Source organism: Pseudomonas sp. NFX98, from assembly GCF_047784845.1.
Lineage (GTDB): Bacteria > Pseudomonadota > Gammaproteobacteria > Pseudomonadales > Pseudomonadaceae > Aquipseudomonas.
On the sequence record NZ_JBLNNF010000005.1, the window covers coordinates 72,429 to 96,006 of the forward strand.

The window sequence follows — 23,578 nt, forward strand, 5'->3', positions numbered from 1 at the left end:
GTTCCACTATGAGTGTTCTTTCAAAGGGAGGGTCCGCGGCCGTTCCAGCCAGGCACCTTCGCCATCCGGGACGATTTCCACCACATCGACTTGCGAGGCGTTGATGGCGACGATCCGCCCATCGTTGCGCCCCAGGTAATCGCCGACTTTCAGCCGATGCACCCCACCAGCACCGCGCAACAGCGCGAAGGAGCCTGATGCATTGGAGATCGTGCCGACCATTTCAAACTGCTCGATATTGAAACCCTCGAGGTACTGCTTGACCCGATTCGGGTCGGGTTTGACATTGCGCGAGCCATGCCTCTGCCCGGTCAGGTCGACTCTGACCTGCGGGGAAAACGGACTGCGCAGGTTGGCGGCGCTGTAGGTGAATGTCGGGTAAGACCGAAATGTCGGCGTTGGTTCAATCTTGCCCGGTGCCCGCAGGCGCATTTCGTTCATGTAGGCGTCCAGGTCGCTGACATCATCGCCGCCGTTACAACCGGTCAGGACCACCAGCAACACCGCCACGGAAAAACCACGAACAAGGCTCATTGATGCAGCCCCTTGTCGTTGTAGCGGTAAGTCTTGGCCAGGATGCTCATGCGCAACTTTGTCCCGCCGTCAGGATTGACCGGCGCCAGGTCAAAATCATGCAGGGTGACGATGCGCGGAAGTCCGGCCACGCCGCTGACGAACGTCGCCAGGTCGTGATAGGCACCGGTGACGGTGATCTGGATCGGCAATTCGATGTAGAACGGCTGGGTGACCTCAGGCAACAGTTTGATTTCTTCAAACTCCAGGCCGCTGCCCAGGCCGGTGCGGGTGATGTCTTCGAGCAGGCCGGGGACTTCGGTATCACTGGGCAGTTGCCGCAGCAGCACGCCAAAGGAGTTCTCCATTTCCTTCATTTGCTGGGTGTACAACTCCAGGTTCGCCGCCATATGAGCCTTGGTGGCGAACTGCTCTTTGAGCGTCGTTTCTTCCTCGCGCTTAAGGTCAAGCTGACTCTCAAGCTCACTCGTGGAAAAGCTGTAACCGAGCGCCAGCACCAGCATCATGACCAGCACACTCACAAGCACCTTGATCGCCGGCGGCCAGGAACCGATGTTGCTGGTGTCCAGTTCGTTGATATCGATCTTGCGCAGTCCTTCGAACCATGCGGACGGACTCATTTCCCATCCTCCACGGCGGCGGGCTGAGTCTGACGAACGGTCAGCTGAAAGACGTTGGCTTGATCCAACTGACCGGCGGTGGTCGCCTTGACCTCCGTCAGGCTCGGCGCATCGAACCAGTCCGACGCATCCAGATTGCGCATCAGGTCGGAAACTCGATTGTTGGATTCCGCCGCGCCAGTGATGGACAGGGTCTTGCCATCCATTTTCACTTCCGTGAAATACACACCGTCGGGCAGGGTCCGGGCCAATTGATCAAAGATGCGCCCGCTGATCGGCCGGTTGCCTTGCAGGTCCTGGATGATGCGCATGCGCTCGACCAGTTGCTGGCGGCGGGCTTTGAGATCGCTGATCTGCTTGATCCGCTCGTCGACCACGACAATCTGCTTGCCGATGTAATCGTTGCGCGCTACCTGCCGGTCGATGGCACTGTTGATCGCCTGATTGGCAATCAATACAGCCCCTGCCGATCCCACCAGCACGCCCGCCAGAATCAATAAAAAGCGTTTGCGGCGTTGTTCGCGCAGCTCTTCGCGCCAAGGTAAAAGATTGATCCGCGCCATCAGTCGAAACTCCTGAGGGCCAGCCCGCAGGCGATCATCATGGCCGGTGCGTCGCTGCCTAGCGCCGCGGCGTTGACCTTGCTGCTCAGCGTCATCTCGGCAAACGGATTGGCCACCTGCGTCGGCGTGCCCAGTTGCTGCTCGATCAAGCGATCCAGGCCGGGAACAGACGCGGTGCCGCCGGCGAGCAAAATATGGTCGACCGAGTGGTACTGACCGGAGGCGAAGAAAAACTGCAGCGAACGCGAGACCTGCTGCACCAAGGCCTCGCGAAAGGGCTGCAACACTTCACTGACGTAATCGTCAGGCAAGCCGCCCTGCTTCTTTGCCAACCCAGCCTGTTCGACAGTCATCCCGTATCGCCGCTGAATCTCTTCAGTCAATTGCCGCCCGCCGAACAATTGTTCGCGGGTATAGATGATCCGCCCGTTCAGCAGCACGCTCAGGGTGGTCATGGTCGCACCGATGTCGACCACTGCCACCAGACGCTCCCGAGAGCTGGCCAATTGATTCGTCAGCAGGCCGAACGATCGCTCCAGGGCATAGGCCTCGACATCGACCACACGGGCGGTCAGCCCGGCCAATGTCAGGGCCGCTTCGCGCACTTCGACGTTTTCCTTGCGACAGGCCGCGAGCAGCACATTGACCCGCTCGGGGTTGCGCGCTGACGCGCCCTGGACTTCGAAGTCGATGGCGACCTCGTCCAACGGATATGGGATGTATTGATCGGCCTCGATCTTCAGCTGGCTTTCCATTTCGTCGTCGGAAAGACCGGCATCCATCTCGATGGTCTTGGTGATCACCGCCGAACCGGCCACGGCCACGGCGACGTACTTGAGGCTGGTTCTAGCCTTGATCAGTACACGAGAAAGGGCCTGGCCCACACCTTCGAGCTCGGCGATGTTTTTCTCGATCACCGCGCTGGCAGGCAGCGGCTCGACCGCGTAGGCCTCGACCCGATAGCGGTCGCCCTGGCGGCTCAGCTCAAGGAGCTTCACCGAAGTGGAGCTGATGTCGATCCCTAAAAGCGTATTGGCTTTTTTATTGAAGAGTCCTGGCACTAGCAATTCCCTATGACTATCCGTGAGTTACGGACTCTGTAATGTGTGTTGCGTTCCCTCCGCCCGTCTTGACAGCAGCCGCCAATGACGCCTGAGCCGGAAAAATGCTTATAATGCCCAGCGTTTTTTTCCGCTTATTCTCAAGCGCGGGTCGTTCGCCTTTAGCCTGAACCCTGATGCGTAATTCATTCTTTGCCCTGGATATCCAAAAGCCTTGATTCGTCTGCTGAAATTTTTCGGTTGGTCCATCGTCGCGGTTTTCTGCGGACTGCTTTTGGGTCTGAGCGGGGCGTTTCTTTACCTTAGCCCCGGATTGCCGTCCGTGGAGGCGCTGCGAAGCATCCAGTTGCAGATTCCATTGCGGGTCTACAGCAGCGACAACAAGTTGATCGCAGAATTCGGCGAAATGCGCCGCACACCGATCCGTTTCGCCGACATTCCCCCCAATTTCATTAATGCGTTACTAAGTGCTGAAGACGATAACTTCGCCAACCACTATGGCGTCGACCCAAGCAGCCTGATGCGGGCCGCCACCCAACTGGTCAAAAGCGGCCACATCCAGTCCGGCGGCAGCACCATCACCATGCAGGTGGCGAAGAACTTCTTCCTGACCAGCGAACGCAGCTTCTCGCGCAAAACCACTGAAATCCTCCTGGCGTTGCAGATCGAACGGCAACTGACCAAGGACGAAATCCTTGAGCTGTACGTCAACAAGATCTATCTGGGCAACCGTGCTTACGGCATCGAGGCGGCGGCGCAGGTCTATTACGGCAAGTCGATTCGTGACGTCAGCCTGGCGCAGATGGCAATGATCGCCGGCCTGCCAAAAGCCCCGTCGCGCTTCAACCCGCTGGCCAACCCGGCCCGCAGCAAGGAACGTCGCGACTGGATCCTGGGGCGCATGTACAAGCTCGGCAAAATCACCGAAGCCGATTACACCGCCGCGATCAACGAGCCGCTGAACGCCAGCTATCACGTGCCGACCCCGGAAGTGAACGCGCCTTACATCGCCGAAATGGCCCGTGCCGAAATGGTCGGTCGCTATGGCAGCGACGCGTACACCGAAGGTTTCCGCGTCACCACCACGGTGCCGAGCAACCTTCAGGAAATGGCCAATACCGCCGTTCATGAAGGCTTGATGACTTACGATCAGCGTCACGGCTATCGCGGCCCGGAATCGCGCTTGCCGGGCAAGACCCGTGAAGCGTGGGCCACCGAACTGACCAAGCAGCGCACTATCAGCAGCCTTGAGCCGGCCATCGTCACCCAGGTCGACAAGACCGGTCTGCAAGTGCTGACCCGCACCGGACAGGAACACGTCAACTGGGACACCATGAAGTGGGCCCGCCCGTTCCTGAACACCAACAGCATGGGCGCCAATCCGAAGCAGCCGTCGGACGTGGCCCAGGTCGGCGATCTGATCCGCGTGCAACGCCAGCCGGACAATTCGCTGAAGTTCAGCCAGATCCCGCAAGCCCAGGGCGCACTGGTTTCCCTCGACCCGCAAAATGGCGCGATCCGCTCGCTGGTCGGTGGTTTTGCCTTCGAGCAGAGCAACTACAACCGCGCGTTGCAGGCCAAGCGCCAGCCGGGTTCGAGCTTCAAGCCATTCGTCTACGCCGCCGCACTGGATAACGGCTACACCGCTGCCAGCCTGGTCAACGATGCACCGATCGTGTTCGTCGACGAGTACCTGGACAAGGTCTGGCGTCCGAAGAACGATACCAACACTTTCCTCGGCCCGATCCGTCTACGTGAGGCGCTGTACAAGTCGCGTAACCTGGTATCGATCCGCCTGTTGCAGGCGATGGGCGTTGGCAAGACCATCGACTACATCACCCGTTTCGGCTTCAACAAGCAGGACCTGCCACCCAACCTGTCCCTCGCGCTGGGCACCGCAACCCTGACGCCGATGGAAATCGCCACCGGCTGGAGCACCTTCGCCAACGGCGGCTACAAGATCACCCCGTACATCATCGACAAGGTCGAAAGCCGCAATGGCGACACGCTGTTCGTCGCCAATCCGCCGAGCGTTCCAACAGGCGGGGCAGCCACTGACGGTATCGCCGCGCCAGTCGCCGAGGCCTTTACGGTCAACGCGACACCGGCCGATGCACTGACCGCCCAACCGACGCCACAGGCACCAGCGGTGGCTGAACGAATCGTTGATGGCCGTACGACTTACATCCTCAACAGCATGCTCGAGGACGTGATCAAGCTCGGTACCGGTCGTCGTGCCTTGGCCCTGGGCCGTAGCGACATTGCCGGCAAGACCGGCACCACCAACGAATCCAAGGACGCCTGGTTCTCCGGTTACAACGCCGATTACGTGACCACGGTCTGGACCGGTTTTGACCAGCCTGAAAGCCTCGGCCGCAAGGAATTCGGCGGCACCGTCGCGCTGCCGATCTGGATGAACTACATGGGTGCTGCGCTCAAAGACTTGCCGCCTCACACGCAGCCAGAGCCGGAAGGCATCCTGAGCCTGCGCGTCGACCCGATCAGTGGCCGTGCGGCCTCCCCGAGCACGCCTGGGGCTTACTTCGAACTGTTCAAGGCCGAAGATACGCCGCCGTCGGTGAATGAACTGGGCAACGGCAATGCGCCGGGCAGCCCGCTGCCGGCGGATGAGCAGGCGCCGATCGATTTGTTCTGATTGCAGCGACAACAGAAAGCCCCGCCTTCGTTAGAAGCGTGGGGCTTTTTATTGCCTGCTGATTTATGTACTGACTGAACCGGCCCCATCGCTGGCAAGCCAGCTCCCACAGGGATTTGTGGTGTGCATGAGTTCTATGAACACCATCGCCCACTGTGGGAGCTGGCTTGCCAGCGATGGGGCCCTTCAAGGCAATCCAAAAACTTCAGGCACAAAAAAGCCCCAGCTCATTACGAGCCAGGGCTTTCAGTTGAAGCGCTACAACGACTTAGCCGTTGAACACGTCATCCACGCTTTTCAGCGGGTAGTTCTTCGGATACGGCAGGGTCGCCACACCGGTCTCGATGGCGGCTTTGGCCACAGCATCGGAGATCAGGGTGATCAGGCGGGCATCCATTGGCTTCGGAATGATGTACTCACGACCGAATTCCAGCTTGATGCCGCCGTAGGCGTCGCACACTTCCTGAGGAACCGGCAGCTTGGCCAGTTCGCGCAGGGCGTTGGCTGCGGCCACTTTCATTTCTTCGTTGATGCGCTTGGCGCGAACGTCCAGGGCACCACGGAAGATGAACGGGAAGCCCAGTACGTTGTTGACCTGGTTCGGGTAGTCCGAACGGCCGGTGGCCATGATCACGTCGTTGCGGGTGGCGTGTGCCAGTTCCGGGGAGATTTCCGGATCAGGGTTGGAGCACGCGAACACGATCGGGTTAGGCGCCATCGACAGCAGGCCTTCAGCGCTCAGCAGGTTCGGGCCGGACAGGCCGACGAACACGTCAGCACCTTGAAGGGCGTCAGCCAGGGTGCGCTTGTCGGTCGCGTGAGCGAAGACAGCTTTGTACTGGTTCAGGTCGTCACGGCCGGAGTGGATCACGCCGGTACGGTCGATCATGTAGATGTTTTCGATGTTGGCGCCCATGCTCACCAGCAATTTCATGCAGGAGATGGCGGCAGCACCGGCGCCCAGGCAGACGATCTTGGCTTGCGGCAGGGTTTTGCCGGCGATTTCCAGGGCGTTGATCATGCCGGCCGCGGTCACGATCGCAGTGCCGTGCTGGTCATCGTGGAACACCGGAATGTCGCACTGCTCGATCAGAGCGCGTTCGATCTCAAAGCACTCAGGCGCCTTGATGTCTTCCAGGTTGATGCCACCGAAAGTGATGGAAATGCGCTTGACGGTGTCGATGAAGGCTTGCGGGCTTTCGGAGTCGACTTCGATGTCGAAAACGTCGATGCCGGCGAAGCGCTTGAACAGAACGCCTTTACCTTCCATCACTGGCTTGGAGGCCAATGGGCCGAGGTTACCCAGGCCGAGAATCGCGGTGCCATCGGAAATGACTGCAACCAGGTTGCCCTTGCCGGTGTATTTGTAGGCCAGTTCAGGATCGCGGGCGATTTCGCGTACTGGTTCGGCTACGCCGGGGCTGTAGGCCAGCGACAGGTCGCGGGCGGTAGCGGTGGCCTTGGTGAGCTCGACACTCAGCTTCCCTGGACGAGGATTGGCGTGATATTCGAGAGCGGCAGTTTTCAGATCAGACATTTTGGCATTCCGCTTTTACTGTTGGACAGACTGGTCAGCGAGGATACGCGCCTCGCAAAATCCCCACAAGACTGACCGGTCACCCCTGTCAAGCGCCCGGCCTTACGACTTTGGGCCAAGAGCCGCGGAACACAAGGGACTGACTGTTCACAATCTACAGAAAAAATGTCTACAATTTTTTATCACTGCGTCACTTGCAGCATCGCCGGATCGGTCAGCGGCAACATCCAGCGCGCCTGGCCATTCTTGAGCCCGCCGCGGCGCGAACGATCCAGCACCCAGCCACGCGCCTCGATTTGCCTGCCTTTGAGCTTTTCAAGCGCAGGCGCATCGAAGCGGGCCAGCAAATTGGGTGCAACGCGCAATACAACCGAATCCTGCAATTCAATCCAAACCCCGCCACGATTACGCTGAACCTTGCTCACACGACCGCTGAGCACGGCAAAACCGGACGCGCTGATCTGATCCGCTTTCAGTACAGGTGACTGTCGCCATACGCCGAGCCCGGCCTGGCGGGCACTGCGTTCCGCCGTTTGCTGACAGTCGACCAAATCGACATTCGGAGGAACCGCCACCAGAAAACCGAGACCTTCGGCGAGCATTTGCGCTTCGAGATTGGCACCGTCGGCGCTGTAGACATGAGCCAGGGTTCGGCCGTAATGGTCTTTGCTTTCTTTTCCGGGCAGCAAACCAACCCGCCCATCGCTCGCCGCCACCAACGCTTCAAGGCGTTTGCGCGCGGCCACGGCGAACGGCTCGTCGGAGCGGCCTTTCTTGCCCAGCTCCGGCGTGTTCAAACCGATCATGCGCACGCTGCGACCGTCGTTCAGGCGTAGCGTGTCGCCATCGACCACCCGCTGCACGGTCACCGATGTCAGGCCAGTCGGGGCCGGGCAGAAAGCCTGGGCTGCGGAGAGCCAAATCGCAGACACAAAAAAGGCGCCCACAAGGGACGCCTTTTTCATCAGCATGGAAAAGCCCACCGGGCTCTTCAACCTTACTCTGCAGCAGCAGGAGCTTTGGTTTTGCCGAAAGCACCGAAACGGTCGGCGAAGCGCTGAACGCGGCCGCCAGTGTCCAGAGTCTTTTGCTTACCGGTGTAGAACGGGTGGCATTCGTTGCAAACGTCGATCGCCAGGGCTTTGCCGAAGGTCGAACGGGTTTCGAACTTGTTGCCGCAGCTGCAGGTAACAGCAACTGCTGGGTATTCTGGATGGATATCAGCTTTCATGGTGTCTTCCTCAGGCTAGCGTGCCGCCACCCAACACTATTGTTGAATACCGCACGTAATTAGGCCGCGGATTCTACCAGACAATGCCAATCACGCAAGCTGTCGCTTCTACCGACCGTCTGCTAGGCTCCCGGCCCAATACGCGATCCCCTGTAGGAGTGAGCCTGCTCGCGATAGCGGTCTGCCAGTCGCTGCAATGTTGACTGCAATATTGCTATCGCGAGCAGGCTCACTCCTACAGGTTATACGTCACACCCCCTTTGTTTGTTGATCGAGATCCCCCGCGTGCCCGACGCCATTCTGCGCCTCGCTCTGCCATCGCCTCTGCGCCGCCTGTTCGACTACCGCGCGCCGGCCGATGTCCTGCGCGCGCAATTGCATCCCGGCATGCGCCTGCGGGTGCCTTTCGGGCGTCGGGAGATGATCGGGATTCTGGTGGAAGTCACCGACACCAGCGAAGTCCCCGCCGAAAAACTCAAACCGGCGCTGGCCCTGCTCGATGCCACACCACCGCTGCCACCCGCGCTGTTCAAGCTGTGCCTGTGGACGTCCCAGTATTACCAGCACAGCCTCGGCGACACCTTGAGTTGGGCGCTTCCCGTACTGTTGCGCCAGGGCGAGTTGGCCGAACCACGCCAGGAGCGCTTCTGGTCTGCCGCGCCAGGCGCGAGCCTTGATGACCCGCGTATCGCCCGCGCCCCGCGCCAGCGTGAAGCCCTGGCGACACTGGCTCAACATCCCCACGGCGTGGCCCATCAGCTGCTGAGCAAATTGATGCTGAGCAAGGACAGCCTCGATCTGCTGCTGGCCAAGGATCTGGTGCAAGTCGAGGTCCGCAAACACGCTCCCGGTGCCCGGCACGAACACTGGCTGGCGCAGCCGGAGCTGCCGCTCAACCCGGAACAGCGAGCAGCGTATGAAGCGATCCGCGCCGGGTTCGACAGTTATCACGCGTTCCTGCTGGCCGGCGTCACCGGCAGCGGCAAGACCGAAGTGTATTTGCAGTTGATCCGCGAAACCCTGGAGGCCGGCAAGCAAGCGCTGGTGCTGATCCCGGAAATCAACCTCGGCCCGCAAACCCTGGCGCGCTTCGAGCAGCGCTTCAATGCGCGCATCGCGCTGATCCACTCGGCGGTCAACGATCGCGAACGCCTCGAAGCGTGGCTCGCCGCCCGGGACGGCGAGGCCGACATCATTATCGGCACCCGTTCGGCGCTGTTCACACCGATGAAAAACCCGGGCCTGATCATCATCGACGAGGAACACGACGGTTCCTATAAGCAGCAGGAAGGTTTGCGTTACCACGCTCGCGACCTGGCATTGGTGCGGGCCAGGCAGGAAAACATCCCGATTGTGCTCGGCTCCGCCACACCTTCACTGGAAAGCCTGCACAACGCCTACACCGGTCGTTATGGCCTCCTACGCCTGAATGAGCGCGCTGGCGGTGCCAAGCAACCGCGCTTCCTGCGCTTGGATGTGAAAAGTCGCCCGCTGGACAGCGGCATTTCCGGGCCGATGCAACAGGCCATCGGCCAGACACTCGCCGCCGGCCAGCAAGTGCTGGTGTTCCTTAATCGCAGAGGCTTCGCGCCGACGCTGCTTTGCCACGACTGCGGCTGGATGTCCGAATGCCAGCGCTGCGATGCGCGCATGACCGTGCACCAGCGCTATGGCGAATTGCGCTGCCACCATTGCGGTTATGTCGAACGCGTCCCGCGCCAGTGCCCGAAGTGCAACAAGGTCGATTTGCGTCCGGTGGGCGCCGGCACCGAACGGGCCGAAGAGCGCCTGAAAATCCTGTTCCCGGACTATCCGGTGCTACGGGTCGACCGCGACAGCACCTCGCGCAAAGACGCGATGAACCAGTTGTTCGCGACCATTCAAAAGGGTCAGCCGTGCATTTTGATCGGCACCCAGATGCTTGCCAAAGGGCACCACTTTCCGCGAGTCACGCTGGTGTCGATTCTCGACGCCGACGGCGGGCTGTTCTCCGGCGACTTCCGCGCCAGCGAGCGCATGGCGCAGTTGATCGTCCAGGTCGCTGGCCGCGCCGGCCGGGCCGAAGAGCCGGGCAAAGTGATCATCCAGACGCACCTGGCCGACCATCCGCTGCTGGTGCAATTGACCGAGCAAGGCTATTTCGCCTTCGCCGAACAGGCCTTGAGCGAGCGTCGCGCGGCGGGGCTGCCACCGTTTGCGCATCTGGCGTTGCTGCGCGCTGAAGCGCATAAGCCGGGACAGGCCGAAGGCTTTCTTGATGAGGCATGCAGCGAGGCTGAGCGTTTGCTGGCCGAGCAGAACCTGAGCGGGATTGAACTGCTGGGGCCGGTGCCGGCGCCGATGGAGCGTCGGGCCGGGCGTTATCGCGCGCAACTGTTATTGCAGGCGACCGCGCGGGCGCCGTTGCATCGGTTGCTGGCCAGTTGGTTGCTGGCGCTGGAGCAGATGCCGAGTGGGCGGGCGGTGCGTTGGTCTCTGGATGTTGATCCGGTCGATTTGTATTGACCTAGAGATCGCCGTTGAATGTGTAGGAGCAAGGCTTGCCCGCGATAGCGATCTCAAAGGCGCCATCGCGGGCAAGCCTTGCTCCTACAAACGACGGCATTTGTCACCACACATCCACAACCTGCCTGCTAAGGTTGGCAAGCCCGCCTCGGCAACGGATAATGCCCAGTTTTTCCACCAGCGCATGATGCGCCGCCGCGCCAGCGGTCGAAAGAGAAGACCATGAAAGACACCATTCGCCAGCTGATCCAACAAGCCATCACCCAACTCGTCAACGAAGGTGTGTTGCCTGAAGGCCTGTCGCCGGCGATCCAGGTGGAAAACTCTCGCGACAAGAAGAACGGCGACTTCGCCAGCAACATCGCGATGATGCTGGCCAAACCGGCCGGTATGAAGCCCCGTGACCTGGCGGAAAAAATCATCGCCGCGCTGCCGGCTGACGAAAACGTCTCCAAGGCCGAAATCGCCGGTCCTGGCTTCCTGAACTTCTTCCAGAACACCGACGCCCTGGCTTCGCGCCTGGATGCCGCGCTGGCCGATGCCAATATCGGCGTGCGCAAGGCCGGTCCGGTGCAGCGCACAGTGGTCGACCTGTCGGCCCCGAACCTCGCCAAGGAAATGCACGTCGGCCACTTGCGTTCGACCATCATTGGCGACGGCGTGGCCCGCGTTCTGGAATTCCTCGGTGACACGGTGATCCGTCAGAACCACGTCGGCGACTGGGGCACCCAGTTCGGCATGCTGATGGCGTACCTGCAGGAAAACCCGATCACCAGCGACGAGCTGTCGGACCTGGAAAACTTCTACCGCGCCGCCAAGCAACGCTTCGACGAATCCGAAGAGTTCGCCGACCGCGCCCGTGGCCTGGTGGTCAAGTTGCAGGCCGGCGATGCCGATTGCCTGGCGCTGTGGACCAAGTTCAAGGACATCTCGCTGTCGCACTGCCAGAAAATCTACGAACTGCTCAACGTCAAACTGACCATGGCCGACGTGATGGGCGAAAGCGCCTACAACGACGACCTGATCAACGTGGTCAACGACTTGAAGGCCGCGGGCATGCTGGTCGAGAGCAACGGCGCCCAGTGCGTGTTCCTCGACGAGTTCAAGAATGCCGATGGCGATCCGCTGCCGGTGATCATCGTCAAGGCTGACGGCGGCTACCTCTACGCCACCACCGACCTCGCGGCCGTGCGCTATCGCAGCGGCACGCTCAAGGCTGATCGCGCACTGTACTTCGTCGACCAGCGTCAGGCGCTGCACTTCCAGCAAGTGTTCGCCGTGGCACGCAAGGCCGGCTTCGTGACGCACCCGATGGAAATGGAACACATGGGCTTCGGCACCATGAACGGCGCCGACGGCCGTCCGTTCAAGACCCGCGATGGCGGCACCGTGAAGCTGATCGACCTGCTGACCGAAGCCCAGGAACGCGCCTACACACTGGTGAAGGACAAGAACCCGGAACTGGCCGAAGCCGACCTGCGCAACATCGCCAAGGTCGTGGGCATTGGCGCGGTGAAATACGCCGACCTGTCCAAGCACCGTACCAGCGACTACAGCTTCAACTTCGACCTGATGCTGAACTTCGAAGGCAACACCGCGCCGTACCTGCTGTACGCCTACACCCGCGTGGCCGGTGTGTTCCGCAAGCTCGGCAAGGACTTCAGCGAAGTCGAAGGCCAGATCGTGCTCGAAGCACCGCATGAACACGAGCTGGCAGCGAAACTCGCGCAGTTCGGCGAAGTGCTGAACAATGTGTCCGAGAAAGGCACGCCGCACATCCTCTGCACTTACCTGTACGACGTCGCCGGCCTGTTCTCCAGCTTCTACGAGAACTGCCCGATCCTCGCTGCCGACACCCCGGAACAAATGCAGAGCCGCCTGCGCCTCGCCGCGTTGACCGGACGCACTCTCAAGCAAGGCCTGGAACTCTTGGGTCTGGAAACTCTGGAGCGTATGTAAGTTGGCTGCCAAGAAAAAACCTGCACCCAAGCGTGGCGCCAGCCGTTACCAAGCTCCAGCGAAGCAACCGATCCCGGGTTGGCTGTGGATGGCCATCGGCCTGACGGTCGGCGCATTCATCGTATTCCTGATGAAACTGGAACCGGGCAAGGGCAGCGACACGGTCAAACGCGAGAAGGTCGAGCAGCAACAGAAAGCCACCAAGATCGCCGAGGCCAACAAGACCCCGCCGAGCCCGACACAACCGGTGAAGCCGAAGTACGACTTCTACACCCTGTTGCCGGAATCGGAAGTCATCGTGCCGCCGGATGCCGTGCCGGAAAAAACCCTGCCGACACCACAAGTGCCGGCCATCCCGACCACGCCGGTGACGCCGGCCGAAGCGGCGAAGATCGACACCGCCCGCGCCCAGGCGGCCCTTGCCGGGATCACCCCGCCACCACCGCCGCCTGTCACCAAAGCGGCGCCGGTGACCAAGTTCTTCCTGCAAGCCGGTTCGTTCCGCAAGGAGACTGACGCGGACAAGGTTCGGGCGCAGATCATCCTGCTCGGCCAGGCTGTGGCGGTTGAATCGGGCACGGTGAAGGATGAGACCTGGTATCGCGTGTTGGTCGGACCGTTCAGCAACCGTGAGCAACTGACCACCGCACAGAAGCAATTGGCTGGCGCCGGTTTCAGCAACCTGCTGTTACAACAACGCCAAAGCCGCTGATCAACTGCTAAAACAGCTCCCACAGGGAACACAACCCCCTGTAGGAGCTGCCGCAGGCTGCGATCTTTTCGAGGTTTGCACGGCCCTCAGCTTTACCACCAAAAAAGCAAGATCAAAAGATCGCAGCCTTCGGCAGCTCCTACGCGCCTCGCACCACTCGTCCCCTCTCCCGTCCTACAGTTGAAATCCACTCCACCACCCCCATATGAATGGGCATAAGGCACTTTCGCCCCGCTGCGTGGAGACTCTTCCCTTGACCACCATCGTTTCAGTTCGTCGCCACGGCAAAGTCGTCATGGGCGGCGACGGCCAGGTTTCTCTCGGCAATACCGTGATGAAAGGCAACGCCAAGAAAGTCCGTCGCCTGTACCACGGCGAAGTCCTCGCCGGTTTTGCCGGTGCCACGGCTGACGCCTTTACCCTTTTCGAACGTTTCGAAGGCCAGCTGGAAAAACACCAGGGCCATCTGGTTCGCGCCGCCGTCGAACTCGCCAAAGAATGGCGCACCGACCGCTCCCTGAGCCGCCTCGAAGCCATGCTGGCGGTGGCCAACAAAGACGCCTCGCTGATCATCACCGGCAACGGCGACGTGGTAGAGCCTGAGAACGGTCTGATCGCCATGGGCTCCGGTGGCGCCTATGCCCAGGCTGCCGCCAGCGCGCTGCTGAAAAAAACCGACCTGTCGGCCCGGGAAATCGTCGAGACCGCTCTCGGCATCGCCGGCGACATCTGCGTATTCACCAACCACACCCAGACCATTGAGGAGCAGGACTGCGCCAAAGGCGACGAGTAAGTCTGTTTCGGCCGCACGCCACGACTCACTTGTTTAAGGTCCGTCAAATATTATGTCCATGACTCCCCGTGAAATCGTCCACGAACTCAATCGCCATATAATCGGCCAGGACGATGCCAAGCGCGCCGTCGCCATTGCCCTGCGCAATCGCTGGCGCCGGATGCAGCTGCCTGAAGAGCTGCGCGTTGAAGTAACCCCGAAGAACATCCTGATGATCGGCCCTACCGGTGTCGGTAAAACCGAGATCGCCCGTCGCCTGGCCAAACTGGCCAACGCACCGTTCATCAAGGTCGAAGCGACCAAGTTCACCGAAGTCGGCTACGTCGGCCGCGACGTCGAATCGATCATTCGTGACCTGGCCGATGCCGCGATCAAGTTGCTGCGCGAACAGGAAATCACCAAGGTTCGCCACCGCGCCGAAGACGCGGCCGAAGAGCGCATCCTCGACGCACTGCTGCCTCCGGCCCGCATGGGCTTCAGCAACGACGACGCCCCGAGCTCCGATTCCAACACCCGTCAGCTGTTCCGCAAGCGCCTGCGTGAAGGCCAGCTGGACGACAAGGAAATCGAGATCGAAGTGGCCGAAATGTCCGGCGTCGATATCTCCGCGCCGCCGGGCATGGAAGAAATGACCAACCAGTTGCAGAGCCTGTTTGCCAACATGGGCAAGGGCAAAAAGAAGGCCCGCAAACTCAAGGTCAAAGAAGCGCTGAAACTGGTGCGCGACGAAGAAGCCGGCCGTCTGGTCAACGATGAAGAGTTGAAGGCCAAGGCGCTGGAAGCGGTCGAGCAGCACGGTATCGTGTTCATCGACGAAATCGACAAGGTCGCCAAACGCGGCAATGTCGGTGGCGCCGATGTGTCCCGCGAAGGTGTGCAGCGCGACTTGCTGCCGCTGATCGAAGGCTGCACCGTCAACACCAAGCTGGGCATGGTCAAAACCGACCACATCCTGTTCATCGCCTCCGGTGCTTTCCACCTGAGCAAGCCGAGCGATCTGGTGCCGGAACTGCAAGGTCGTCTGCCGATTCGTGTCGAGCTCAAGGCGCTGTCGCCACAGGACTTCGAACGCATTCTCAGCGAACCGCACGCTTCGCTCACCGAGCAATATTGCGCACTGCTGAAAACCGAAGGCCTGGGTATCGAGTTCCAGCCAAGCGGCATCAAGCGCATCGCCGAGATCGCCTGGCAGGTCAACGAGAAAACCGAGAACATCGGTGCCCGTCGCCTGCACACCCTGCTCGAGCGTCTGCTCGAAGAGGTGTCGTTCAGCGCCGGTGACCTGGCCAGCACCCATGACGGCAAGGTCATCCAGATCGACGCCGACTACGTCAACAGCCACCTCGGTGAATTGGCGCAGAACGAAGACCTGTCCCGTTATATCCTGTAGGTCACCTACTCTCCTGTGAGAACGTAACACCTGTAGGAACTGCCGCAGGCTGCGATCTTTTCCGGCCACGCCGAAGATCAAAAGATCGCAGCCTGCGGCAGCTCCTACAGATCGTTCCACATAGACGGACGACCAGCCATGACCCAAATCCCCACCGACATCAAGCTGCACAAAGCCTCGAAAACCCTGACGCTCAAATACGCGTCCGGCGAGGAATACACCCTGCCCGCCGAATTCCTGCGCGTGCACTCTCCTTCCGCCGAGGTCCAGGGCCACGGCAAACCCATCCTGCAATTTGGCAAGATCAACGTAGGCCTGAGCAAGCTGGAGCCGGCCGGTCACTACGCACTGAAACTGACCTTCGACGACGGCCACGACAGCGGCCTGTTCACTTGGGAATACCTCTACGAACTGGGGCGACGTCATGACGCACTCTGGGAGGATTATCTTGCCGAGCTCAAAGCCGCCGGAAAGACCCGCGACCCGAACGAGTCCGTCGTCAAGCTGATGCTCTAGTCCGAGCTTCTTGCTCTTTAGAGGGCATTTTCTAATTCCATCTGTTTGAATGCTCGGCTTCTGGGTCGGTTATTGGCCTGCTTGCGAAAAAAATTAAAGTCGGGTAACCAATGGAGCTGGCAAGTTCCCTGCAGTGCTCTCTGAACAAAAAGCATCGATGCAGAATTAACGGTCACCCGAGCAGTAGTACCTGGCATTTGCTGTGTGACTACACAGCAGGACCGGGTACTCGTCTCAGGACAATGGAGCGTCGTAGATGAGTAAACAGAATAACGATGACTTGAAGTATCAGGCCTCGGAAAACACCTTGGGTCTGAATCCTGTCGTTGGGCTGCGTGGAAAGGATCTACTGGCTTCTGCTCGCATGGTACTCAGGCAGGCCATCAGGCAACCGGTGCACAGCGCGAAGCATGTGGCGCATTTCGGCCTTGAACTCAAGAACGTGCTGTTCGGCAAATCCGGGCTGCAACCGACCAGCGATGACCGTCGCTTCGCGGATCCGGCCTGGAGCCAGAACCCGCTCTACAAACGTTATCTGCAAACTTATCTGGCGTGGCGCAAGGAACTCCACGAATGGATCGACGACAGTAACCTTGGGCCCAAGGATATCGCCCGCGGGCACTTCGTGATCAACCTGATGACCGAAGCCTTCGCCCCGACCAACACGGCGGCCAACCCGGCGGCAGTCAAACGCTTTTTCGAAACCGGCGGCAAAAGCCTGCTCGACGGTCTTTCGCATCTGGCCAAGGACATGGTGCACAACGGCGGCATGCCGAGCCAGGTCAACATGGGCGCGTTCGAGGTCGGCAAGAGCCTGGGCGTGACCGAAGGCGCGGTGGTGTTCCGCAACGATGTGCTGGAGCTGATCCAGTACAAGCCGATCACCGAGCAGGTCCACGAGCGCCCGTTGCTGGTGGTACCGCCGCAGATCAACAAGTTCTACGTTTTCGACCTGAGCCCGGACAAGAGCCTGGCGCGGTTCTGCCTGCGCAACAATGTGCAGACTTTCATCGTCAGCTGGCGCAACCCGACCAAGGAACAGCGCGAGTGGGGCCTGTCGACTTACATCGAGGCGCTCAAGGAAGCGGTCGACGTGGTCACCGCCATCACCGGCAGCAAAGACGTGAACATGCTCGGCGCCTGCTCCGGCGGCATCACCTGCACCGCGCTGCTAGGCCACTACGCCGCGATCGGCGAGAAAAAGGTCAATGCCCTCACCCTGCTGGTGAGCGTGCTGGACACCACTCTGGACAGCGACGTAGCCCTGTTCGTCGACGAGCAGACCCTGGAGACCGCCAAGCGTCATTCGTACCAGGCCGGCGTGCTGGAAGGCCGCGACATGGCGAAAGTCTTCGCCTGGATGCGCCCCAACGACCTGATCTGGAACTACTGGGTCAACAACTACCTGCTGGGCAACGAGCCGCCGGTGTTCGACATCCTGTTCTGGAACAACGACACCACACGACTGCCGGCAGCGTTCCACGGCGATCTGATCGAGATGTTCAAAAACAATCCACTGATCCGCTCGAATGCACTGGAAGTGTGCGGCACGCCGATTGACCTCAAGCAGGTGACTGCCGACATCTTTTCCCTGGCCGGCACCAACGACCACATCACCCCGTGGAAGTCCTGCTACAAGTCGGCGCAACTGTTCGGTGGCAACGTTGAATTCGTGCTGTCCAGCAGCGGGCATATCCAGAGCATCCTGAACCCGCCGGGCAACCCTAAATCCCGTTACATGACCAGCACTGAAAAAATGGCGACCAGTGCCGAGGAGTGGCAAGAGAACTCCACCAAGCACACTGATTCCTGGTGGCTGCACTGGCAGGCCTGGCAGGCCCAGCGTTCCGGCGAGCTGAAGAAGGCCCCGGCGAAACTGGGCAACAAGGCATATCCGGCGGGCGAAGCAGCGCCGGGCACGTATGTACATGAGCGGTAACTGACACACCCCGCCCCCTTGTAGGAGCCGAGCTTGCTCGCGATGGCGGCAGGTCAGTCGACACCAATGTTGGCTGTACCACCGCCATCGCGAGCAAGCTCGGCTCCTACAAGGATCGGGGATGAATTCATAAACAGGGCTTGAGCATGCCGCAACCGTTCATATTCCGCACCGTCGACCTGGATGGCCAGACCCTCCGCACGGCGGTGCGCCCCGGCAAGCCTCACTTGACGCCCTTGCTGATTTTCAACGGCATCGGCGCCAACCTTGAGTTGGTGTTTCCGTTTGTCGCGGCGCTGGACCCGGACCTGGAAGTCATCGCCTTCGACGTGCCCGGTGTCGGCGGTTCGTCGACGCCGAATCGTCCGTATCGATTTCCAGGCCTGGCGAAACTCACGGCACGCATGCTCGACTACCTCGATTACGGGCAGGTCAATGTGATCGGTGTGTCCTGGGGTGGCGCGCTTGCCCAGCAGTTCGCTTATGACTATCCGGAACGCTGCAAGAAACTGGTGCTGGCGGCCACGGCGGCGGGCGCAGTGATGGTGCCGGGCAAGCCGAAAGTGCTGTGGATGATGGCCAGTCCCAGACGCTATATCCAGCCGTCACACGTGATCCGCATTGCGCCGATGATCTACGGCGGCTCGTTCCGTCGCGACCCGACGCTGGCCGCCAGCCACGCGGCAAAGGTGCGTTCGGCGGGCAAGCTCGGTTACTACTGGCAACTGTTCGCCGGCCTCGGCTGGACCAGCATTCACTGGCTGCACAAGATCAACCAGCCAACCCTGGTGCTGGCCGGCGATGACGATCCGCTGATCCCGCTGGTCAACATGCGCTTGCTGGCCTGGCGGATTCCCAACGCCCAGCTGCACATTATCGATGACGGGCACCTGTTCCTGATTACCCGCGCCGAAGCGGTGGCGCCGATCATCATGAAATTCCTCGAGGAAGAACGGCAGCGTGCGGTGATGCATCCGCATCCGGCACCACAGGGCGGCTGACCGGCCCGTTTTTTGTATAGGTAAAAAGGGGTGGGCAGGATGCCGCGCCGCGCAACAACCCGTTACAGCGTCTATGGTGTTCTGGTTCGGTGAGTTTGTTTTTGGCCTGAAGACGAAGGAGTGTTGAGTCATGCGCGATAAACCAGCGAGGGAGTCACTACCCACTCCCGCCGCGTTCATCAACGCACAAAGTGCGATTACCGGCCTGCGCGGCCGGGATCTGATTTCGACTTTGCGCAGCGTTGCCGCCCATGGCCTGCGCAACCCCGTGCACACCGCCAAACATGCCTTGAAACTGGGCGGCCAATTGGGTCGCGTGCTGCTGGGCGACACCCTGCACCCGACCAACCCGCAAGACAGTCGTTTCGCCGACCCGGCGTGGGCCCTCAACCCGTTTTATCGTCGCAGCCTGCAGGCCTACCTGAGCTGGCAGAAGCAGATCAAAAGCTGGATCGACGACAGCAACATGAGCCCGGACGATCGCGCCCGCGCGCACTTTGCGTTCGCCTTGCTCAACGATGCCGTGTCGCCGTCCAACAGTTTGCTCAATCCGCTGGCGATCAAGGAAATCTTCAACTCCGGCGGCAACAGCCTGGTGCGCGGGATCAGCCACCTGGTGGACGACCTGCTGCACAACGATGGCCTGCCCCGGCAAGTCACCAAACAGGCATTCGAGGTCGGCAAGACCGTCGCCACCACCACCGGTGCGGTGGTGTTTCGCAACGAACTGCTGGAGCTGATCCAGTACAAGCCGATGAGCGAAAGGCAGTATTCAAAACCGCTGCTGGTGGTGCCGCCGCAGATCAACAAGTACTACATTTTCGACCTGAGCCCGCACAACAGCTTCGTTCAGTTCGCGCTCAAGAATGGCCTGCAAACCTTCATGATCAGCTGGCGCAACCCGGATGTGCGCCACCGCGAATGGGGCCTGTCGACCTACGTCGAAGCGGTGGAAGAAGCCATGAACGTCTGCCGGGCGATCACCGGCGCGCGCGAGGTCAACCTGATGGGCGCCTGCGCCGGCGGCCTGACCATCGCTGCGCTGCAAGGTCACCTGCAAGCCAAGCGACAACTGCGCCGCGTCTCCAGTGCGACTTATCTGGTGAGCCTGCTCGACAGCCAACTGGATTCGCCGGCCACCCTCTTCGCCGACGAACAGACTCTGGAAGCCGCCAAGCGTCGTTCCTATCAAAAGGGCGTGCTGGACGGCCGCGACATGGCCAAAGTCTTCGCCTGGATGCGCCCCAACGATTTGGTCTGGAGCTACTTCGTCAACAACTACCTGCTGGGCAAGGAGCCGCCCGCGTTCGACATCCTCTACTGGAACAACGACAACACGCGTCTGCCGGCCGCCCTGCATGGTGACTTGCTGGACTTCTTCAAGCACAACCCGCTGAGCCATCCGGGCGGCCTCGAAGTGTGCGGCACACCCATCGACTTGCAGAAGGTCACCGTCGACAGCTTCAGCGTCGCCGGCATCAATGATCACATCACGCCATGGGATGCGGTGTATCGCTCGACGCTGCTGCTGGGTGGCGAGCGGCGCTTTGTGCTGTCCAACAGCGGGCACGTGCAGAGCATTCTCAATCCGCCGAGCAACCCGAAAGCCAACTACGTGGAAGGTGCAAAACTGAGTAGCGACCCACGTGCCTGGTATTACGACGCCAAGCAGGTCGACGGCAGTTGGTGGACGCAATGGCTGAGCTGGATTCAGGAACGCTCGGGCGCGCAGAAGGAAACCCTGATGACCCTCGGCAACCAGAACTATCCACCGATGGAGGCGGCGCCCGGTACTTACGTGCGTGTGCGCTGACGCTCAAACGACCCACGGCCGCTGCCGGCCGTGGCATGACTCGATCACTAAGAAGACTGGATGAAAACCCGCGACCGCATCCTCGAATGTGCCCTGCAGTTGTTCAATCAGAAGGGCGAACCGAACGTCTCCACCATGGAAGTTGCCAACGAAATGGGGATCAGCCCGGGCAACCTCTACTACCACTTCCACGGCAAGGAACCGCTGATACTCGGGCTGTTCGAGCGCTTTCAGGCCGAACTGGCCCCGTTGCTCGATCCACCGGCCGACGTCGAACTGGCTCCTGAAGACTACTGGCTGTTCCTGCACCTGATCGTCGAACGCCTGGCCCACTACCGGTTTCTGTTCCAGGACCTGTCGAACCTGGCCGGGCGCCTGCCGAAACTGGCCAAGGGCATTCGCAACCTGCTCAATGCCCTCAAGCGCACGCTGGCTTCGTTGTTGGCCCGATTGCAGGCGCAGGGTTTATTGGTCAGCGATACGCAAGCGTTGGGGCAATTGGTGGAGCAGATCACCATGACCCTGCTGTTCTCGCTGGACTATCAGCGGATTCTCGACCGTGAGGGTGAGGTGCGCCTGGTGGTGTACCAGATCATGATGCTGGTGGCGCCGCATCTGCTGCCGCCGATCAAGGCTGCGACCGAGCAGATGGCGATGCAGTATCTGGAAGATCACGAGTAAACCTGTGGGAGCGAGCTTGCTCGCGATGAGGCCATCACATTCAACATCGATGCCGGCTGACACGCCGCCATCGCGAGCAAGCTCGCTCCCACAGTGGTTTGGTGTCCAAAGATTCCTGCACAAACAAAAACGCCCGACCTTGGCAGGCCGGGCGTTTTCTTGAGCCCTGAAGAATCAGGACTGACTGGTTGGCGTCGATGGAGCTGGCGCGACAGTCGGGGTGACAGCAGGGGTCGGCGCGGTCGCGGAGTTCGATGCGCTCACCGGTGCTGCTGCCGGGGCTGCCGGCTTTGCAGCTGCCACCGCTGGCTTCGCGGCGGCTTTTGGAGCGGCCGGTTTTTTCACCGCTGGCTTCTTCGCAGCAGCAGGTTTTGCTGCTGGCTTGGCGGCAGGTTTTGCTGCGGCGGTTTTTGCAGCAGGTTTGGCGGCTGGCTTAGCCGCTGGTTTGGCTGCCGGCTTGGCGGCTGCTTTAGCGGCAACCGGTTTGGCCGCTGCCTTGGCGGCAGCAGGTTTCGCTGCTGCAGTTTTGGCGGCTGGTTTAGCAGCAGGTTTGGCTGCCGCTTTTACCAGTGGTTTAGCCGCAGTTTTTGCGGCCGGTTTGGCAGCAGGTTTGGCCGCTGCGGTTTTCGCCGCAACAGGCGCAACCTTGGCACCGGTCAGTTTTTCGATTTGCTTGGTCAGGGTATCGACCTTGCTGTGCAATGCTTTTACTTCATTGCGGCTCGGTACGCCCAGACGCGAAATGGCGCTGTTCAGACGCTTGTCGAAAGCGCCTTCGAGCTCATCCCACTTGCCCAGTGCGCGATCTTTCACGCCGCTGATGCGCGACTTGGCCGAAGAAGCGGAGTCCTTGGCGGCGTCGACTTTCTTGCCAACGGCGCTCTTGGTGAGCTTCTCGGCTTTCTCGCCGTCCTTAACCAATGCATCGAAGAGTTTGCTGCCGTCAGTGTCGATCTTCGAGTACACGCCTAAACCAGCCAGCCAGATTTTCCGGGAGTAGTCTTCGACCTTCCCGATCCACGAGCTGCCTTCTTTCTCGGTGTTCTTTTTAACAGCCATCCCGTTCTCCTTAAGATTTACGCGCGACACGTTCGAGCAATGCCGTCAGCTCATCGAGCTTAGCAGAGAGTGTCTCAACGTCATGTTTAGACGGAATGCCGATACGATTCAAGGCACTTGCGACACGCGTGTCGAACGCCTTCTCGACCTTGTCGAGTTGAAGCTCGACCTTACCCTTGAAAGTGCTCACTTCGTTCTTGGCTTCGTCGATCTCGGCATTCGCCGCTTCGAGTCTCTCAGCGACTACTTTTTTGCCTTTCTTTTCAACAGTTTGACCGGCTTTTACCAACTCTTGAAAGTACTCGCTGCCCTCTTGCCCGACCTTGGCGTAGGCGCCCAGGCCTGCCAGCCAGACTTTGCGGGCATAGGATTTGACGTCGCCCAGAGCACTGGTCGATGCGTCGATTTTTTTCTTCAGAATCACTTTGGCCATGGTCCACCTCACGCGCAGAAGGTTTGAGGAACTGCCCGCGAAAGTGTCGGGCACTGGCACAAAGTAGGGAGAAAAATTAGAAACGGCACCCTAACAAATGACATAAACCGGTGGTGCCTGGAAGAGATCGCAGCCTCGTTTCACTCGACAGCTCCTACAGAAGCGGCGGCGTACACCTGTAGGAGCTGTCGAGTGAAACGAGGCTGCGATCTTTTCGGGATCACACCAGCGCTTTATCCAGCGCCTTCTCGATTTCCGCTTTGATCATGCCGCTCATGGCCGACATCATCAGGCCCAGCTCCACATCGACCTTGATCGAATCGTCACTGACATGCACGGCGCCTTTCACACCCGAACGCTTGAGGTTCAAGGTGTCGCCGGACCACTGCGGCTCCAGGCCATATTGCTCGGAAAGTTTCTGCGCCAGCTTGTCGGCCTTCTCCCGCGCCGCTTCCTTACCCAGGCCGTGGGTACGCTCAACACTGATATGGGCCATCGATTGACTCCTGCTTTTTGAATACAGCCATGAATGCTTGTTCGGTGAATCTTGACCGCTGCTGCGGCAAAACGTCCCG

General features: G+C 60.3%; 21 protein-coding genes. 11 read left to right on the top strand and 10 right to left on the bottom strand.

Going from position 1 to position 23,578, the window contains the following annotated elements:
• Positions 1-6: 6 nt before the first annotated feature.
• From ACM110_RS07965 to ACM110_RS07980, 4 genes are read right to left on the bottom strand one after another with little or no spacing between them, the layout of a single operon-like run.
• Entirely contained in the window at positions 7-534 is a 528-nt protein-coding gene (locus ACM110_RS07965) for a pilus assembly protein PilP (protein ID WP_416127350.1), read from the bottom strand.
• Positions 531-1,154 (bottom strand): type 4a pilus biogenesis protein PilO, encoded by a 624-nt coding sequence (gene pilO / locus ACM110_RS07970; RefSeq protein ID WP_338584307.1) that lies wholly within the window; start codon positions 1,152-1,154, stop codon positions 531-533. Before pilO ends, ACM110_RS07965 begins: the two co-directional genes overlap by 4 nt.
• Complete coding sequence (locus ACM110_RS07975; protein WP_338584306.1) at positions 1,151-1,717, bottom strand: PilN domain-containing protein; 567 nt, start codon at positions 1,715-1,717, stop codon at positions 1,151-1,153. Before ACM110_RS07975 ends, pilO begins: the two co-directional genes overlap by 4 nt.
• A complete protein-coding gene (locus tag ACM110_RS07980) occupies positions 1,717-2,778 on the bottom strand; it encodes a pilus assembly protein PilM (RefSeq protein ID WP_416127351.1) in 1,062 nt (353 codons plus the stop codon). The genes ACM110_RS07975 and ACM110_RS07980 overlap by 1 nt, the downstream gene beginning before the upstream one ends.
• 217 nt (positions 2,779-2,995) lie before the next feature.
• Between ACM110_RS07980 and ACM110_RS07985 the strand changes: the two genes are divergently transcribed.
• The gene (locus ACM110_RS07985; protein ID WP_416127515.1) at positions 2,996-5,434 is read left to right on the top strand and encodes a penicillin-binding protein 1A; all 2,439 of its coding nucleotides are present in this window, start codon (positions 2,996-2,998) and stop codon (positions 5,432-5,434) included.
• Positions 5,435-5,702: 268 nt separating this feature from the next.
• On the opposite strand, the gene ACM110_RS07990 is transcribed toward ACM110_RS07985, so the two are convergent.
• The 3 genes from ACM110_RS07990 to rpmE form a co-directional block, all read right to left on the bottom strand.
• Entirely contained in the window at positions 5,703-6,971 is a 1,269-nt protein-coding gene (locus tag ACM110_RS07990; protein ID WP_416127352.1) for a malic enzyme-like NAD(P)-binding protein, read from the bottom strand.
• 182 nt (positions 6,972-7,153) lie between these two features.
• Positions 7,154-7,942 carry a thermonuclease family protein gene (locus ACM110_RS07995; RefSeq protein WP_416127353.1) on the bottom strand — a complete coding sequence of 263 codons (789 nt, stop codon included), beginning with the start codon at positions 7,940-7,942 and terminating at the stop codon, positions 7,154-7,156.
• A 26-nt stretch (positions 7,943-7,968) separates the two neighbouring features.
• Positions 7,969-8,202, bottom strand: a complete 234-nt coding sequence (rpmE, locus tag ACM110_RS08000) for a 50S ribosomal protein L31 (protein ID WP_128606293.1) — start codon at positions 8,200-8,202, stop codon at positions 7,969-7,971.
• Between the two features lie 285 nt (positions 8,203-8,487).
• Between rpmE and ACM110_RS08005 the strand changes: the two genes are divergently transcribed.
• The 10 genes from ACM110_RS08005 (at position 8,488) to ACM110_RS08050 (ending at position 21,511) form a co-directional block, all read left to right on the top strand.
• Complete coding sequence (locus ACM110_RS08005) at positions 8,488-10,707, top strand: primosomal protein N' (protein WP_416127354.1); 2,220 nt, start codon at positions 8,488-8,490, stop codon at positions 10,705-10,707.
• 222 nt (positions 10,708-10,929) lie between these two features.
• Complete coding sequence (gene argS, locus ACM110_RS08010) at positions 10,930-12,666, top strand: arginine--tRNA ligase (RefSeq protein WP_416127355.1); 1,737 nt, start codon at positions 10,930-10,932, stop codon at positions 12,664-12,666.
• 1 nt (position 12,667) lies between these two features.
• Positions 12,668-13,378 (top strand): SPOR domain-containing protein, encoded by a 711-nt coding sequence (locus ACM110_RS08015; RefSeq protein WP_338584299.1) that lies wholly within the window; start codon positions 12,668-12,670, stop codon positions 13,376-13,378.
• A 253-nt stretch (positions 13,379-13,631) separates the two neighbouring features.
• Complete coding sequence (hslV, locus tag ACM110_RS08020; RefSeq protein ID WP_077045027.1) at positions 13,632-14,171, top strand: ATP-dependent protease subunit HslV; 540 nt, start codon at positions 13,632-13,634, stop codon at positions 14,169-14,171.
• A 52-nt stretch (positions 14,172-14,223) separates the two neighbouring features.
• Positions 14,224-15,561 (top strand): HslU--HslV peptidase ATPase subunit, encoded by a 1,338-nt coding sequence (gene hslU, locus ACM110_RS08025; RefSeq protein ID WP_416127356.1) that lies wholly within the window; start codon positions 14,224-14,226, stop codon positions 15,559-15,561.
• A 138-nt stretch (positions 15,562-15,699) separates the two neighbouring features.
• Positions 15,700-16,077 carry a gamma-butyrobetaine hydroxylase-like domain-containing protein gene (locus ACM110_RS08030; RefSeq protein ID WP_416127357.1) on the top strand — a complete coding sequence of 126 codons (378 nt, stop codon included), beginning with the start codon at positions 15,700-15,702 and terminating at the stop codon, positions 16,075-16,077.
• A gap of 256 nt (positions 16,078-16,333) precedes the next feature.
• Positions 16,334-18,016 carry a class II poly(R)-hydroxyalkanoic acid synthase gene (phaC, locus tag ACM110_RS08035; RefSeq protein ID WP_416127358.1) on the top strand — a complete coding sequence of 561 codons (1,683 nt, stop codon included), beginning with the start codon at positions 16,334-16,336 and terminating at the stop codon, positions 18,014-18,016.
• A gap of 146 nt (positions 18,017-18,162) precedes the next feature.
• Entirely contained in the window at positions 18,163-19,017 is an 855-nt protein-coding gene (gene phaZ, locus ACM110_RS08040) for a poly(3-hydroxyalkanoate) depolymerase (RefSeq protein WP_338584296.1), read from the top strand.
• A gap of 130 nt (positions 19,018-19,147) precedes the next feature.
• Positions 19,148-20,830 (top strand): class II poly(R)-hydroxyalkanoic acid synthase, encoded by a 1,683-nt coding sequence (phaC, locus tag ACM110_RS08045; RefSeq protein WP_416127359.1) that lies wholly within the window; start codon positions 19,148-19,150, stop codon positions 20,828-20,830.
• Positions 20,831-20,890: 60 nt separating this feature from the next.
• A complete protein-coding gene (locus ACM110_RS08050; protein WP_338584294.1) occupies positions 20,891-21,511 on the top strand; it encodes a TetR/AcrR family transcriptional regulator in 621 nt (206 codons plus the stop codon).
• 174 nt (positions 21,512-21,685) lie between these two features.
• On the opposite strand, the gene ACM110_RS08055 is transcribed toward ACM110_RS08050, so the two are convergent.
• The 3 genes from ACM110_RS08055 to ACM110_RS08065 form a co-directional block, all read right to left on the bottom strand.
• Complete coding sequence (locus tag ACM110_RS08055; protein ID WP_416127360.1) at positions 21,686-22,570, bottom strand: phasin family protein; 885 nt, start codon at positions 22,568-22,570, stop codon at positions 21,686-21,688.
• Positions 22,571-22,580: 10 nt separating this feature from the next.
• Complete coding sequence (locus tag ACM110_RS08060) at positions 22,581-23,003, bottom strand: phasin family protein (protein WP_416127361.1); 423 nt, start codon at positions 23,001-23,003, stop codon at positions 22,581-22,583.
• Between the two features lie 220 nt (positions 23,004-23,223).
• Complete coding sequence (locus ACM110_RS08065; protein ID WP_416127362.1) at positions 23,224-23,499, bottom strand: polyhydroxyalkanoic acid system family protein; 276 nt, start codon at positions 23,497-23,499, stop codon at positions 23,224-23,226.
• Between the last annotated feature and the right edge of the window lie 79 nt (positions 23,500-23,578).